This is a genomic window from Streptomyces luteireticuli, from assembly GCF_041519305.1.
Classification (GTDB): domain Bacteria; phylum Actinomycetota; class Actinomycetes; order Streptomycetales; family Streptomycetaceae; genus Streptomyces; species Streptomyces luteireticuli.
The window spans coordinates 983,535-998,718 of record NZ_CP167927.1 but is presented as its reverse complement, the minus strand read 5'-3'; the positions used below and the strand labels follow the sequence as shown (position 1 = coordinate 998,718).

General features: G+C 73.5%; 11 protein-coding genes. 8 read left to right on the top strand and 3 right to left on the bottom strand.

The features are described from left to right. Nucleotides 1-32 precede the first annotated feature (32 nt). Together AB8735_RS04320 and AB8735_RS04315 are read right to left on the bottom strand one after the other, a co-directional pair. Entirely contained in the window at nt 33-2,618 is a 2,586-nt protein-coding gene (locus AB8735_RS04320) for an ATP-binding protein (RefSeq protein WP_372405473.1), read from the bottom strand. Between the two features lie 183 nt (nt 2,619-2,801). Beyond that, nucleotides 2,802-3,854: a methyltransferase gene (locus tag AB8735_RS04315; RefSeq protein WP_344027215.1), complete on the bottom strand. Its 1,053-nt coding sequence runs from the start codon at nt 3,852-3,854 to the stop codon at nt 2,802-2,804. A 426-nt stretch (nt 3,855-4,280) separates the two neighbouring features. Between AB8735_RS04315 and AB8735_RS04310 the strand changes: the two genes are divergently transcribed. Both AB8735_RS04310 and lepB read left to right on the top strand, forming a co-directional pair. Further along, on the top strand, nt 4,281-4,970 hold the full coding sequence (locus AB8735_RS04310) for a hypothetical protein (RefSeq protein WP_372405471.1): 690 nt from the start codon (nt 4,281-4,283) through the stop codon (nt 4,968-4,970). A gap of 288 nt (nt 4,971-5,258) precedes the next feature. Continuing rightward, the gene (lepB, locus tag AB8735_RS04305) at nt 5,259-6,122 is read left to right on the top strand and encodes a signal peptidase I (RefSeq protein WP_344027211.1); all 864 of its coding nucleotides are present in this window, start codon (nt 5,259-5,261) and stop codon (nt 6,120-6,122) included. A gap of 208 nt (nt 6,123-6,330) precedes the next feature. Here lepB and AB8735_RS04300 read toward each other — a convergent pair whose 3' ends face one another. Continuing rightward, complete coding sequence (locus AB8735_RS04300; RefSeq protein ID WP_372405469.1) at nt 6,331-8,238, bottom strand: ABC transporter ATP-binding protein; 1,908 nt, start codon at nt 8,236-8,238, stop codon at nt 6,331-6,333. 439 nt (nt 8,239-8,677) lie between these two features. On the opposite strand from AB8735_RS04300, the gene AB8735_RS04295 reads away from it, so the two are divergent. From AB8735_RS04295 to AB8735_RS04270, 6 genes are read left to right on the top strand one after another with little or no spacing between them, the layout of a single operon-like run. After that, the gene (locus AB8735_RS04295; RefSeq protein WP_372405467.1) at nt 8,678-9,841 is read left to right on the top strand and encodes a hypothetical protein; all 1,164 of its coding nucleotides are present in this window, start codon (nt 8,678-8,680) and stop codon (nt 9,839-9,841) included. A 5-nt stretch (nt 9,842-9,846) separates the two neighbouring features. Continuing rightward, the gene (locus tag AB8735_RS04290; RefSeq protein ID WP_372411771.1) at nt 9,847-11,040 is read left to right on the top strand and encodes a sedoheptulose 7-phosphate cyclase; all 1,194 of its coding nucleotides are present in this window, start codon (nt 9,847-9,849) and stop codon (nt 11,038-11,040) included. Then, complete coding sequence (locus AB8735_RS04285; RefSeq protein ID WP_372405466.1) at nt 11,033-11,740, top strand: cupin domain-containing protein; 708 nt, start codon at nt 11,033-11,035, stop codon at nt 11,738-11,740. Before AB8735_RS04290 ends, AB8735_RS04285 begins: the two co-directional genes overlap by 8 nt. Next, nucleotides 11,737-12,687: a VOC family protein gene (locus tag AB8735_RS04280; RefSeq protein ID WP_372405465.1), complete on the top strand. Its 951-nt coding sequence runs from the start codon at nt 11,737-11,739 to the stop codon at nt 12,685-12,687. Before AB8735_RS04285 ends, AB8735_RS04280 begins: the two co-directional genes overlap by 4 nt. Beyond that, on the top strand, nt 12,684-14,246 hold the full coding sequence (locus AB8735_RS04275) for a GMC family oxidoreductase (protein ID WP_372405463.1): 1,563 nt from the start codon (nt 12,684-12,686) through the stop codon (nt 14,244-14,246). Before AB8735_RS04280 ends, AB8735_RS04275 begins: the two co-directional genes overlap by 4 nt. A gap of 11 nt (nt 14,247-14,257) precedes the next feature. Then, nucleotides 14,258-15,178 carry a VOC family protein gene (locus tag AB8735_RS04270; RefSeq protein ID WP_372405461.1) on the top strand — a complete coding sequence of 307 codons (921 nt, stop codon included), beginning with the start codon at nt 14,258-14,260 and terminating at the stop codon, nt 15,176-15,178. The last annotated feature ends 6 nt before the right edge of the window (nt 15,179-15,184 follow it).

Here is a 15,184-nt window from a genome sequence, read left to right as displayed (position 1 = left end):
CGCAGGGCCCGCACCGCCCCATCGGACACGCCCTAGAGCGCGGGAACAGGGCAGTCCGCCGGAGGCCGGGCGGCCGGCAGGGAGACCACCATCGTCAGGCCGCCGCCGGGGGTGTCCTCGGGCGTGATCGTGCCGCCCATGGCCTCGGTCAGGCCCCGCGACAGCGCCAGGCCCAGCCCCAGGCCCGTGGTGTTGTCGGTGTCGCCGAGGCGCTGGAACGGGGCGAACGCCCGCTCCAGATGGGCGGGGCTGATGCCCGGGCCGCGGTCGATGACGCGCAGCTCGACGCGCGAGTCCAGGACGCTGGCCGCCACCGTGACGGGGCGCCCGGGAGGGGAGTGCCGGGTGGCGTTGGCGACCAGGTTGGCGACGACCCGCTCCAGCAGCGGCGGATCGGCCAGCACGTCCGGCACGGCGTCCAGCCCCTTGGCGGCGACCGGGGCGGCCGGCGCCTCGGGCAGGGTGTCCAGCGCCATCGGCAGCACGTCGGCGAACGCGGTGGGCTGGAGCCGCAGGGTCAGCGCCCCGGCCTGGATGCGGCTCATGTCCAGCAGGTTGTCCACCAGCCGGTTGAGCTTGGCCAGCGACTCCTCGGCCGTGGCGAGGAGTTCCTCGCGGTCCTCCGGCGAGAACTCCACCTCGCGGCTGCGCAGCGAGCTGATGGCCGCCCAGCTGCCGGCCAGCGGGGTGCGCAGGTCGTGGCTGACGGCGGCGAGCAGGGCGGTGCGCATCCGGTCCGCCGCCTTGACCGGCTCCACCTCGGCGACGGCCTCGGCCAGCCGGGCGTGGTCGAGCGCGGCCCGCAGATGCGCGGCGAACGCGGTGAGGACCCGGTGCTCGGTCGCGGGCAGGGCCCGGCCCCGCAGCACCAGTTCGCCGTCGTCGCCCACCGGCACCGCGATCTCGGGCGCGTCCGGCCGCCCGCCGCCCTCCCCGCGCGGGCGCAGCTCGGCGGTCTCCATGCCGAACGTCTCGCGGGTGCGTTGCAGCAGCAGGGGGACGGAGTGCTCGCCGCGCAGGATGCCGCCCGCCAGGGACGAGAGGGTCGCGGCCTCGGCGGCGGCGCTGGCGGCCCTGCGCCCCAGCCGCAGCGAGCGGTCCACGACCGCGGCGACGGTGACGGCGACCAGCGCGAAGGCGACCAGGGCCAGGACGTTGTTGACCCCGTGGACGGTGAACCGGCCGGTCGGCGGGATGAAGTAGTAGTTGAGCAGCAGAGAGGCCGTCAGGGAGGCCAGCAGCGCCGAGACCACCCCGCCGACGCAGGCCACGGCGACCACGGCGAGCAGGAACAGCAGCGTCTGGCTGGTCAGGTTGAAGTGCAGGTCGGGGGAGAGCCGGCGCAGCAGCACCGTGAGGAGGACGGGCAGGACGAGCCCGGCGGCGAAGCCGACGGTCCGGCGCGCCCCGGTCAGCCGTCCGGTGCCGGCCGGCCGGGGCAGCCCGCGCCCGGCCCGTTCGTGGGTGACCAGGTGGACGTCGATGTCCTCCGACCGTTCGACGACCCGCTCGCCCACCCCGCGGGTGGCGAGCCGGGCCGGCCGTCCCCGCCGGCTGACGCCGACGACCAGCTGGGTCGCGTTCTCCGCGCGGGCGAACTCGACCAGGGCGGCGGGGACATCGTCGCCGACCACCGTGTGGTAGCTGCCGCCGAGGCTCTCGACCAGCTGGCGCTGGCGGGCCAGCGCGGCGGGGGAGGAGCCGACGAGCCCGTCGCTGCGGGCCACATGGACGGCGAGCAGGTCGCCGCCGGAGGAGCGGGCGGCGATGCGCGCCGCCCGCCGGATGAGGGTCGCGCCCTCGGCACCGCCGGTCAGCGCGACGACCACGCGTTCACGGGTCTCCCACACGCCCCCTATGCCGTGCTCGCTGCGGTAGCGCTGCAAGGTCTCGTCGACCCGGTCCGCGACCCACAGCAGGGCCAGTTCGCGCAGGGCGGTGAGGTTGCCGAGCCGGAAGTAGTGCGAGAGGGCGGCGTCGATCCTCTCCGGCGGGTACACGTCGCCGTGCGCCAGCCGGCGGCGCAGCGCCTCCGGCGGCAGGTCCACCAGCTCGATCTGCCAGGCCCGGCGGACCATGTCGTCCGGCACGGTCTCCCGCTGCGGCACTCCCGTGATCTTCCGTACGACGTCGTTGAGGGATTCCAGGTGCTCGATGTTGAGCGTGGTCAGCACGTCGATGCCCGCCGCGAGCAGCGTCTCGACGTCCTCCCAGCGGCGGGTGTGCAGGACGCCCGGGACGTTGGTGTGCGCCAGGTCGTCGACGAGCGCCACCTCGGGGCGGCGGGTCAGCACCGCGTCGAGGTCGAGCTCGGTGTGCGCGGCGCCCCGGTGGGTGACCCGGCGGCGGGGCAGCAGCTCCAGGCCGGCGAGCATCGCCTCCGTGCGCGGCCGCCGGTGGCACTCGGCCAGCGCCACCACCACGTCGGCACCGCGCCGGGCCCGGCGGCGGCCCTCGTCGAGCATCCGGTAGGTCTTGCCGACGCCGGGGGCCGCCCCGAGGAAGACCTTGAGCCGGCCGGGCCGCCGGCCCGGTGCCCCGGCCGTCTCGGCAGTCCTGGTCGCCCCGGCGGTCCCGGTCGCCTCGGCCGTCCCGGTCGGGAGGCTGCCCTGCGCCATCGCCCGTCGCTCCTCTGCACGCCTGGCGGCACGCCACCGGGCGGCACGAGGGGGAGCCCGTGCCGCGCGGCGGTGTGCCGGAACGGTGTTCGAGAAGCCATCGTCGCTCGTCACGGGCGCCCGATCGCCGTTCCGCACCGCGACGTTGACACGATCCTGACTGCGCCGGACCCGGTGCGGAGGTCAGACGGGGGTGGCCTCGATCAGCGAGAGCGGACTCGGCTCCGGCAGCGGCGTGACCGAGGCCAGGCCGAAGCCGGCGTCGGCGAACAGCTCCCGGAAGTCCTGCTGTGTGCGTTCCCTGCCGCCCGCGTTCACCAGCATGTTGAGGTCGCTGAGGTAGTGGTGGACGCGGACGGTCGCCGGGTCCACGACGTCCGCCAGGACCGGATCGATGGCCAGGACCCGCCCGCCGTCGGGGATGACCCGGCGGATCCCGGAGAGGATCGCGTGGCACTGGCTGTCGTTCCAGTCGTGCAGGATGCTCTTGAGCAGGTAGAGGTCCCCGCCCTTCGGGGCGGAGGCGAAGAAGTCGCCGGTCTCCAGCGTGCAGCGGTCGGCGACTCCGGCGCGCTCCAGCAGGGTGGTCGCCTGGGCCAGTCCCTCCGGGGTGTCGTAGATAACCCCGTTCAGCCCGGGGTGTTCGCCGAGAATGCCGGCGATCAGCGTGCCGTCGCCGCCGCCCATGTCGACGACGGTGTGGAAGCGGGAGAAGTCGTAGCACGAGGGGACGACTTCGGCGGTCAGCCGGGTGGACTGGCCCATCGCCCGGTTGAAGTCCGCGGAGAGGCCCGGGTTTTCCTTGAGGTGGGTGAAGTAGTCGTGGCCGAAGACCTCGTCGAACGACGGCAGTCCGGTGCGCAGGCTGTGGTCGAGCTGTTCCCAGGGACCGACGATGACGGAGTCGGTGTAGAGGTGCACGAGGGTGCTCATGCCCTCGGGGTTGTCGGTGCGCAGCAGCGCGCCGGCCGGCGTCAGGCGGAAGACCCCCGGCCGCTCCTCGGCGAGCAACTCCAGCCCGGCCAGGGCCCGTAGCAGACGCAGGGTGGTGTCCGGCAGGGTGCCGCACCGCTCCGCCACCTCGGCGGCGCCGCGGGCCTCGTCGCCCAGGACGTCCGGGATGCCCAGCCTCAGGGTGCTGGACAGCAGGGACGAGATCATCTTTCCCCAGATCAGGTCGGTGATGACCGACCGTGCGGCCCGGCCGTGGGTGGTCCGTTCCCGTTCCGACGCCATCGTGTGGCTCCTTTCGGGGTGCGCAGTGGTCAGGTTCCCACTGTCGCATCGGTGAAGTAAGGGAACACTAAGTGGGTCCGATCGGTCTGTGCAACGGTTTCTGGAACAAGGCCCTCCGCAGGCCGGGCGCCTCAAGGTGCCGGAAGGGAAGGGTCGTTGTGGCATCCGCGGCCGATCTCCCTCCTTGACTTCAAGCGCGCTTGAAGTCCTGCGGTCACCTCCGTCCCGGCCGCATCACCGACCCGTCGCACGAGGAAAGGGCCTTTGCCGTGGGCACATTCGGCGGGGCGGTCCGCCATCGCTGCACCCCGCACCGGCTCCCGCACCCTCGGTGCCCTGCCGGCCGGTCTTCCTGCGCAGCGACAGGGGCGGTTTTGAGCACCTTGGCTCGTCCTTTAACCTCGATTGACTACAGAACGTACGTACATGATCGAAGTGTTGAGGGATTTCGCGTTGGAGCTCGTGCCGGACGACGATTCGCTGGGCGGTATGCGCCCGGCCCTGGAGGACGTCGAGGCCATCCTGGGCTACGAGCCCCAGGAGGGCTTCCCCGACCGCTGCTGGGTCCTGCACGCCGCCGCTGTGGGAGGGCGAAGGACCCGCTGGAACGACGCGCTGGCCCATGCCGGCAAACGTCTGGAGGACTGGCAGTACACCCCCTCCTTCCGGGTCTTCGAGCATCTGGACCTGCCCGAGGGCTTCGAGCACCCGATGCTGGGGGAGATCGACCGCGGCAGTCTGGCCCGCCTCGTCGAGATCCTCGCCCGCCACAGTCCCGACGGATCGCGCACGGAGTGCTACTGGGCCCAGGCGATGATCGAGGACGCATGCCGCCCGGTTCCGGCCCGCAGGGGGCGGCTGGACGAGGCGCTCGGCCACCACGACGCCTGCGCATGGCCCGGCCGGACCACGAGCATGCAGTTCCCGGCGCACTGGTGGCCCCTGGACGGCTCCTGGTTCGTGCTCACGAACTGGGACCTGAGCGCGACCGAGGTCTTCGGCCCCTCGGCCCTGATCGCCGACCTCCTCGCCGACGACGGGCTGGACGCCGTGCGCCACCCGAGCATCGCCGGGGTCCAGGACGGCTGCTCGCAGTGGCGCGAGCGGGCGGAGTGAGCTCGTACCGTACGAGCTCATGGAACTGAGCCTGCGCCGGCCGCCCTCGCGGTGGACGTGAGCGCCCGGCGCGGATCGGCCACGAGAGCGACCCCCCTGTACCACCGACCCCGGCGCCGGGGAAAGGCGAACCCGCGTCACGGGGAGGAATCCCCCGGCCGTGGCCATGAGGAGGAAACCAAGCACAGCCTCTTCGCATAGGGTGGCCCCTTCGGCACTCCCCGCTGTGCGGGGGGTGCGGGGCCGTCCCGCGGACCGGGCGGACGGTGGTCGAGGTAAGGAGTGGATGTGGGGGACGTGGCGGTCGGTGCGCGGTCGGAGCAGGACGGGCCCGGTGAGCGGCCCGAAGAGCCCGTGAGGACGAAGGAGAGCAAGGCGAAGAAGCAGCAGCGTCCGTTCTGGAAGGAGCTGCCCCTCCTCATCGGTGTCGCCCTGGTGCTGGCGCTGCTCATCAAGACGTTCCTGGTGCAGGCCTTCTCCATCCCCTCGGACTCCATGCAGAACACCCTGCAGCGGGGCGACCGGGTGCTGGTGGACAAGCTCACGCCCTGGTTCGGTGCCGAGCCCGAGCGCGGTGAGGTCGTCGTCTTCCACGACCCCGGCACCTGGCTGAAGGACGAGCCCACCCCCCAGCCCAACGCGGTGCAGAAGGTCCTCAGCTGGATCGGCCTGATGCCGTCGGCCAACGAGAAGGACCTCATCAAACGCGTCATCGGCGTCGGCGGCGACACCGTCGAGTGCAAGGGCGACGGTCCGGTGAAGGTCAACGGCAAGCCGCTGGACGAGCAGTCGTACGTCTTCGAGGGGAACACCCCCTGCAGCCTGGGCATCCAGGGCCAGTTCAAGGTCACCGTGCCCAAGGGCAAGCTGTGGGTGATGGGCGACCACCGGCAGAACTCGGCGGACTCCCGCTACCACCAGGACGAGCCGGGCAATGGCTTCGTGCCCGTCGACAACGTCGTGGGCCGCGCGATCGTCGTCGCCTGGCCGATCGACCGCTGGTCGACCCTGCCGGTGCCGGACACCTTCGGCCAGAAGGGCATCGACAAGGCGGCGGCCGCCACCGCCCCCGCCGCGCTGGGCATCGCCGGCGCCGTCCCGCTCGTGCTGCTGCGCCGTCGGCGGTTGCTGCGGACCGACGCGCGGGTCTGAGCGGTTCCGTACGCGCCGAGCGCCCGTCCCGTCGTACAACGACGGGGCGGGCGCTTCGTCGTCGTAGGACGGGACGGGTGCGCCACCACTGCTCCGCGCATATGGCGGGAATCCACCGGGTGCCGCGCGGACGCTGTGGGTGCCGTGACCCGGCCCGTCGGCCGGGCCGGGGCGCGGGTCACGGCACCCGGTGGCGCGATCCGCGCCGTCAGCGGTCCTGCGACAGCGCATAGAGCTCCTGGAAGAGCCCGCCGGCCGTCACGAGTTGGTCGAACGTGCCGTTCTCCGTGATGCGGCCCCGCTCCATGACGACGATGCGGTCCGCGATGCGGGTGTTGTCGAGGCGGTGCGTGACCACGATCGTGATCCGGTCCTTGGCCATGTCCTTGAGCGCCTGGAAGATCATGTGCTCACCGCGGGCGTCGAGTTCGCTGGTGGGTTCGTCCAGGATGAGCACCGGCGGCCTGCGGTACAGGGCGCGGGCGCAGGCGATGCGCTGCCACTGCCCGCCGGAGAGGTTCACCCCGCCCCACAACTCCCGTGCCAGCAGCATGTCGAGACCCTCGGGAAACTCCTCGACCGTCTCGCGCAGCCCCACCGTGTCCACGGTCTCCCACACCCGTCCGTCGTCCCGCGTCAGCGGCTGGCCCAGGGTGATGTTCTCGCGGGCGGTCAGCGGCCAGTAGGCGAAGAACTGCGGGACGAGCCCGGTGCGCGCCCACACCGTCTCCGGGTCGGCGGCCGCCAAGTCCACCCCGTCCCAGGACACCGTCCCCTTGTCGGCGACGAACAGCCCGGTCACCAGGCGCATCAGCGTGGACTTCCCGGAGCCGTTCTCGCCGACCACCGCGACCAGTTCGCCCCGCCGCAGGGTGAGCGAGAGGCCGTCGACGGCGGGCCGCGCCTTGTTCGGGTACGAGTAGCTCACCTCGTCGAAGCGGATCGTCTCCGGGTGGACGGGGGCCGGGACGCGGCCCCGGGCGGGCGCCAGGGTCCGGGTGTCGTCCACGAACCGCTTCCAGTCGCCGAGATAGAGCGTGGAGTGGAACAGGCTGGTGCAGTAGTGCACCACGTTGGTCAGGTTGCCCAGTGCGGCGCGCACCGCGACGACGGCGGTGGCCGAGACGGCGAACGACACCCGGCCGGTGACGGTGAGCCACAGCAGCGTGCACCAGGCCAGCGTCAGACACACCCCGCCGGCCACCGCCGCCACGAGGTTGGCGCGCAGCTGCCGGTCCGCCGCCGAGACGACGCGGGCGTCGATGCGGTGCGAGATCGTGCGGTACCAGAACAGCAGGTACGCCTTCATGCTGTTGGCGCGCACCTCGTCCGCGAGCCGGGGCGTGGTGACGTGCCAGCGCATCATCCCCTTGACGTTGCGGCTGGAGACGTTGGCGTAGTGCGTGCGGTGCTCGATCTTCGCCTCGGCCACCGCGCCCGCGCCGGACGGCAGGACCGCCAGGACCAGCACCGGCAGCATCAGCGGGTGCAGCACGGTGAGCACGCCGAAGGCGGCCATCAGCCGGATCAGTGCGGACATGAACGCCTGCGCGTCGTAGAGCATCCGGTCGCAGCGCAGGGCGCCGGTCTCGGCGGCCTCGTGCTCGTCGGCGAAGTCCGCCCGGTTGAGCGCGGACAGTTCCACCGAGACGACCGCCTCGACCAGGGCCACGTCCGCGGCGGTCATCAGGCGGGGTTTCAGGCGGCCGACGGCCCAGGAGGCGATGCCGTAGGTGACGCGGGCGACGGCGGCGGCCACCGCGACGACGGCGAGCGCCGGGAGGGCCTCGCGGATGCGGTCGGGTACGAGCCCGCCGCCGAGGACCGGGGCCATCGCGTCGGCCGTCGCGGCCAGGCCGACCGCCGCCGCCGTGCCGGAGGCCAGCTGGCAGCCGAGCAGCACCAGTACGTCCCGCCGGTCGATCCGCCACGCCATCGTGGCGATCTGCCGCAGCAGGGCGGGGATCCGGGCGCACAGCCGGAGGAAGGACGCGTCCTCGAACGCGTTCCGCACTCCGGCGTTCCTGCATCGGACTTCCTTGGGTTCGGGCATCGGGGGACGGCCGGGATCCGCTGTTCCTCTGAGCCCCTGCCCGGCCCGTTCGGTCGTCGTCATCACGTTTCTCCCTCCACTCGTTCAGGTGCCGTTCGCGGACACCCGGTGACCAACTCGTCCGAATGGGGGAAAGACACGCGGCGCATGAAGCCCGGCGGACGCTCGCGGTCCGCTCAACGCGCCGAGGGGCGTGCGGGGTTGGGAAGTGTCCCGGGGTATCCGCCGGGGCGCGGTGGACGGTGGCTCGGGCGGTATCGCCACGGTAGGCGCGGCGGTCGTCGGCGTCCAGGCTGTGCAGGAAGCCCGGACGCCCCGCCGCATTCGGCATGTCGTCGGTATGAGGCGTCGACTCGTCGGCGTGAAGCGTCGACTCATCGGTATGAGGCGTCGACGGGGCCGTCGTCCCATGCCCTTGGGGCGTCGGGCCGCGGAGCGTGGTCTGCAAGAAGCAACCGATCCATCCGGCCCGTCCGGCACAGACCGTTCTGCGAGACACACGATGTCTGCCTCCGACAACCCCCCGGTGACCCTGGACCGGCGCGTCACCGCCGGACCCGTCTCCTTCCCCGTCCAGATACGGGCGGGGGAGGAGACCTGGGACGAACTGACGCGGACCGTCGGCGCGCTGGATGCCGGGCGGTTCCTGCTCGTCGTGGGACCCGGCGTTCCGGCGGTGCACACCGAGCGGGTGCTGCGGCACCTGCGGCGTGCCGCCCCCGCCCGTCCGCTGTCCGCCGAGGACATCCACGAGGACGCCTCCGACGACGTCCTTGAGGGCGTTCCCGACGACGGCGCACTGGTCGTCGCGCTCGGCGGTACGGGCGTCCTCGACGCCGCCCGCCGCCTGGCCGCGCGCGGCGGCCGCGGGCCGGTGCTGCTGCCCACCACGCTCCCCGCCATGACCGACTCGGCGCTGTCCCTGGCCGGGCGGGCGGGGCGTATGCTCCCCGCCCCCCTCCTCGTCCGCGCCCAGCTGGAGTTCCTCTCCACCCTCGCCCCCGGCGCCCTCCGGCCGGGGCTGTACGCCCTGGTCAGGAATGTCCTGGCCGTCTGCCCCGGCTCCTACGACCAGGTGTGCGCCCGGCTGCGCCCCGACGGGCGCTACGACCGGGCCGCCCCGGCCGCGTTCATCGCCCTGTGCGTCGATGCCCGCACCGCCCTCACCTGCTACGACCCGTGCGAGGACGGCCCGGCCGCGGCGCTGCGGTACGGGCACGCCGTCGCCGATCTCCTGCGGCCGCTCGGCGTCGGGGCCCTGCGGTACGGCGACGCCGTCGCGCTCGGGCTGCTCGTCGCGGCGCGGTGCGCCCGCCTCCTGGGCCTCCTGGACGCGCAGGGCGAGGCCGCCCACCGCGAACTGCTGGAACGCTGGGGCGCGCCGACCGTCCTGCCGTCCCCCGTCACCGCGGACGACGTCCTGCGCGTCGCCCCCGGCGGCACGGCCGGCCTCGTTCTCCTCGACGGCCTGGGACAGCCGCACGTGGCGCACGGCCGCGCCGTCACCGACGTCGGCACCGCCCTCCTGCGCGCCGGACTCGACGCCGTGGCGCCCCGCGCCGCCCGGGACACGGCCGGGACCGTCCGCTCATGCGCCCGGGGCACCGGGACGCCGAGCGTGGTGAGGGACGCCGCACACCCACCCTCTGTGAGGAGATCACCGTGACCACCCTGGCCCCCCGCATCCCGCACGGCCTGTTCACCTCCGGCGAGCCCGTCCGCTCCTGGACGGTCAGCACCGCCAAACCCGTCCGCTACGAGGTCGCCTTCACCCCGGACGTGCTGGACCCCCGCAACCCCGCGCTCGCCCGGGCGGGGACCTCCCGCGACGGCCCCGCCCCCGCGCGCCGGCTGCTCGTCGTCGAGGCGACCGTCCACGACCTGTACGGCGAACGGATCCGCGCCTACTGCGCCGCCCGCGGCCTGCGGCACCGGATCCACGTCCTCGCCGCCCACGAGCGGCTCAAGACCATGAACTCGGTCTTCTCCGTCGTCGAGGCGATGGACCGGTTCGGCATCGCCCGGCGCAGCGAGCCGGTCGTCGCGCTCGGCGGCGGCGTGCTGCTGGACATCGTCGGCCTGGCCTGCAGCCTCTACCGGCGCAGCACCCCCTACGTCCGTGTCCCCACCACGCTGATCGGGCTGGTCGACGCGGGCGTGGGCGCCAAGACCGGGGTGAACTTCGGCCCGTACAAGAACCGGCTGGGCACCTACCACCCGGCCACCGAGACCCTGTTGGACCCGGGCTTCCTCGTCACCCTGGACCGGCGGCACCTCAGCAACGGCATGGCCGAGATCCTCAAGATGGCGCTGATCAAGGACCGCGCCCTCTTCGAGCTGCTCGACGAGCACGGCAGCCGGCTCGTCACCGAGCGCTTCCGGGGCGGGCGGAGCCTGCGCCCGGTCGCGGAGGAGGTCCTGGGCCGGGCCGTGCACGGGATGCTGGAGGAGCTGCAGGGAAATCTGTGGGAGAGCGAGCTGGAGCGGATCGTCGACTACGGCCACTCCTTCAGTCCGACGATCGAGATGCGGGCCCTGCCCGAGCTGCTGCACGGCGAGGCGGTCTGCCTCGACATGGCGCTCACCACCGTCATCGCCGAACGGCGCGGCCTGGTCGAGCCGTCAGAACGCATCCGCGTCCTGGACGTGATGCGCAGGCTGGGCCTGCCGGTGTGGCATCCGCTGTGCGCGCCGGACGTCCTTCGGGAGGCGCTCGCCGACACCGTCCGCCACCGCGACGGCAGCCAGCGGCTGCCGCTGCCCTCCGGCATCGGCGACGCCGTCTTCGTCGGCGACCTGATGCCGGGAGAACTGGCGGAGGCCGCACGGTACTTGAAGGAGTACGGAGGGAACGGCCATGCGTGAGGCCGTCGTCGTCGCGACCGTCCACGACCCCGCCGACGTCCACGGCGTGCACGCCGCCGAGGGGCACTCCCGCTGGACGTGCCTGGCCCGGCGCACCGGGCTGCACGGCGGCTGGGAGGCCGTCGAGTGGGCGTGGCTGCCGCCCGGCGGCGTCAGCGGCGAGCATCTGCACTCCCGTACCGAGGAGTTGTACTTCATCGCCGACGGCCGGGGCGAGGTCGCCCTCGACGGCGTCGCCCGGCCCGTGGGCGCGGGCGCGGCCGTCCTGACCGGACTCGGCCACCGGCACGCCCTGCGCAACACCGGCGACCGGCCGCTGTCCTGGCTCGTCGTCGAACTTCCCGCCCCGAAAGGACCTTTCATGCGTGACACCGCCACCACCGCGACCACCGTCATCGCCGACCTGCGCCGCACCGGACCCGTGGACGCCTCCACCGTGCTCACCGGCCCCCTGCGCACCGTGGAGGTCACCCGGCTGCCGTCCGGCGCCACCGCCGAACTGCGCGCCGACGGCGTCGAGCACACCGTCTTCGTCACCGACGGCGACGGCACCGCGCGCACCGGACCGACCACCGTGCCGCTCGCCCCCGGCACCGCCCTGACCCTGCCGCTGGGCACGGCCGCCCGGCTGACGGCCGGCGGCCACGGGCTGGAGTGCTTCCACGCCGTCCTGGCCGTCCCCCGAGGAGCACCGAGATGATCACCAACGCCGGCCGGCCGACGACCGTCCTCCTGGCCCCCGACGGCGAACGCGTCCGCATCCGCTGTCTCGCCCGGCGCGGCATGCTGCACAGCGAGTGCGAGGCCGCCGACCGGGTGGACCTGGGCCCCTGGACCCGCTACGCCCTCGCCGGGCGCGAGGGCACCGAAGCGGCCTGGTACGTCCTGCGCGGCCCGCTCACCGCCGAACCCGGCGGCGTCGCCCTGCGCACCCGCGACCTGCTGCTGGCCCGCCGGGGCGACGGCGTCGCCCTGCGCGCCGGGCCGGAGGGCGCCGCACTCCTGTGCCTGACCGTGACGCCCCCGGCCGTCACCCGGCACCTCCCGCCCCGCACCCCCGACACTCGTGAGGACCCCGTCATGACCGCCCCGACCGTGCCCGGCGTCCGCGCCGTCCACCACGTCGCCTACACCGTCCCCGACCTCGAACAGGCCGTCGCCTTCTTCACCGGCGTCCTGGGTGCCGAACTGGCCTACCGCGAAGGGCCGTACGAGGACCGCGAGGGCGACTGGATGCAGCGGCAGCTCGGCGCCCACCCCCGCTCCGTCGTCCGCATCGCCATGCTGCGCCTCGGCCCCGCCCTCAACCTCGAACTCTTCCAGTACGAAGGCCCCGGCCGGCGCCGCGAGATGCCCCGCAACAACGACTGGGGCGGCCATCACCTCGCCCTGTGGACCGACGACTTCGACGCCACGGTCCGCCGCCTCGCCGCAACTCCCGGCGTGCGCCTGCTCGGTGAACCCCAGCAGGTCGGCGAGGGGCCCATCGAGGGCACCCGGTGGGTCTACTTCACCACCCCCTGGGGCATGCACCTCGAACTCGTCCACGCGCCGGACCGGCAGCCCTACGAACGCGACACCGCCGTACGCCTCTTCCGGCCCGCCGCGCAGGGGAGTCCCGCCGCGCAGGGGAGTGGAGAGCGGTGAACGGCATCTGGGGACCGGGCACCCCGCCCGTCGTGCAGGGCGACGCCGACCGCTACGACGCCGACGTCGTGGTCATCGGCTCCGGAGCCGGCGGAGCCACCACGGCCTGGGCCCTGGCCGGCACCGGGGCCCGCGTCCTGGTCGTCGAACGCGGCGGCTTCCTCCCCCGCGAGAAGGCCAACTGGTCGCCCGGGGCCGTCTTCGGCGACGGCCGCTACCGCAACGCCGAGACCTGGCACACCCGTTCGGGCCGTCCCTTCACCTCCGCCGCCCACTACTACGTCGGCGGTACCACCAAGGTCTACGGGGCGAGCCTGCCCCGGCTGCGCGAGAGCGACTTCGCCACCGTCGAGCACCTGGACGGCACCTCCCCGGCCTGGCCCTTCGGCTACGCCGACCTGGAGCCCCACTACGCCGAGGCCGAACGCCTCTACCGGGTGCACGGCAGCCCCGGCCGCGACCCCACGGAACCGGCCCGCTCCGGCCCGTACCCCCACCCGCCCGTCGCCCACGCCCCCCGCATCGCCGAACTCGAACAGCGGCTCGCCGCCCAGGGGTTGCACCCCTACCCCCTCGAACTCGGCATCGACCTGGCCGACGGCGGCACCTGCGTCCGCTGCGGCACCTGCGACGGCTTCCCCTGCCGCGTCGGCGCCAAGAGCGACGCGGAGACCTGCGCCCTGCGCCCCGCCCTGCGCGCCCCCACGGTCCGCCTGCTCACCCACACCTATGTCTCCCGGCTGCGCACCGGGGCCGACGGGCGCACCGTCACCGCCGTCGAGGCCCGCCGCAACGGCCGGTCCGTCACCCTCACCGCCGGCACCGTCGTCGTCTCCTGCGGCGCGATCAACTCGGCCGCCCTGCTGCTGCGTTCGGCCTCCTCCGCCCATCCGCAGGGGCTCGGCAACGGCAGCGGGCTGGTCGGACGCAACCTCATGCTGCACCACAACAGCATGCTCATGGCCGTCGCCCCCCGGCGCCCCAACCCCTCCGTCTTCCAGAAGACGCTCGCCGTCAACGACTTCTACCGGGCCGGCCCCCACGGGCCGTACCCGCTCGGCAACCTCCAGCTCATGGGCAAGGTCCACACCGCGGCCGTCGCCACCGCGCACCCCCATGTGCCCCGCCGCGTCCTCGACGCCCTGACCGGGCGCAGCGTCGACTGGTGGCTCATCTCCGAGGACCTGCCCCGCCCGGGCAACCGCGTCCTGCTCCGGCCCGACGGCGGCATCGCCCTCGACTGGCACCCGGCGGGCGCCCGCGCCCACCGCCGCCTGGTGCGCACCGGCGCCCGCATGATGCGCCGCGCCGGATACCCGCTCGTCCTCACCCACCGCATGGGCGTCGAGCACACCGGCCACCAGTGCGGCACCACTGTGTCCGGGCACGACCCGGCCCGCTCCGTCCTCGACCCGTACTGCCGCAGCCACGAGGTCCGCAACCTCTACGTCGTCGACGGCGGCTTCTTCCCGTCGTCCGCGGCCGTCAACCCGACCCTGACCATCATCGCCCAGGCCCTGCGCACGGCCTCTCATCTCATCAACCGCCCCTCCTGGTAAAGGAGTTCATCATGCCCGCACACCGCCTCTCCTCCGTCACCATCGGCGTCCCGGACCCGGCCGCGACCGCCCCCTACTACACCCAGCTCGGTCTGCGCCCGCAGCCCGACGGCTGGTTCTCCACCCGGGACGGCGGCCGCCAGCTGCGCATCGTCCCCGCGCCCACCCGGCGGCTGGTCGAGATGCGCATCGGCGTCGACGACCCCGACGACCTCGACGCGGCCGCCGCCCGCCTGCGCCGCCTCGGCGTCCCCCCGTCCCGGGACGCCGGGACGCTCACCGCGGCCGAGCCCGCCACCGGCGTACGGGCCGTGCTCCAGGTGGAACCGCGCCCCGCCCCGCCGACGACCGCGCCGACCCCGTACAACGGACCCGGGCGCCACGAACGCACCGACGGCCGGGCCCCCGGCCTCCTGCGCACCGGCCCCGTCCACCCCAGCAAGCTGGGACACGCCGTCCTGGGCACCCCGAACGCCCCGGTGACCACGGCCTTCTTCCGCGACGGCCTCGGCTTCAAGGTCAGCGACTCGCTCGGCGACGCCGGCGGATTCCTGCGCTGCTCCACCGACCACCACAACATCCTGATCCTGGCGGCCCCGTTCACCTTCCTGCACCACACCTCCTGGCAGGTCGACGACGTCGACGACATCGGGCGCGGCGCCATGACCATGCTGGAGGACCACCCCGAACGCCACATCTGGGGATTCGGCCGGCACCACATAGGGTCGAACTTCTTCTGGTACCTCAAGGACCCGGCCGGCAACTTCACCGAGTACTACTCCGACATGGACTGCATCATCGACGACCAGCTCTGGGAGCCCGAGGTCTTCGACGTCAACGAGAGCTTCTTCAGCTGGGGCCAGCCGCCCTCGCCGTCCTGGCTCGCCCCCGAGGACCTGGCCGGACTGATGATCGGGACCCACTCCGCCTGACGCCCG

Coding starts and splice junctions, on each gene's coding strand:
- AB8735_RS04320 (WP_372405473.1), bottom strand. CDS start 2,618: ATGGCGCAGGGCAGCCTCCCGACCGGGACGGCCGAGGCGACCGGGACC.
- AB8735_RS04315 (WP_344027215.1), bottom strand. CDS start 3,854: ATGGCGTCGGAACGGGAACGGACCACCCACGGCCGGGCCGCACGGTCG.
- AB8735_RS04310 (WP_372405471.1), top strand. CDS start 4,281: ATGATCGAAGTGTTGAGGGATTTCGCGTTGGAGCTCGTGCCGGACGAC.
- AB8735_RS04300 (WP_372405469.1), bottom strand. CDS start 8,238: ATGACGACGACCGAACGGGCCGGGCAGGGGCTCAGAGGAACAGCGGAT.
- AB8735_RS04295 (WP_372405467.1), top strand. CDS start 8,678: ATGTCTGCCTCCGACAACCCCCCGGTGACCCTGGACCGGCGCGTCACC.
- AB8735_RS04285 (WP_372405466.1), top strand. CDS start 11,033: ATGCGTGAGGCCGTCGTCGTCGCGACCGTCCACGACCCCGCCGACGTC.
- AB8735_RS04280 (WP_372405465.1), top strand. CDS start 11,737: ATGATCACCAACGCCGGCCGGCCGACGACCGTCCTCCTGGCCCCCGAC.
- AB8735_RS04270 (WP_372405461.1), top strand. CDS start 14,258: ATGCCCGCACACCGCCTCTCCTCCGTCACCATCGGCGTCCCGGACCCG.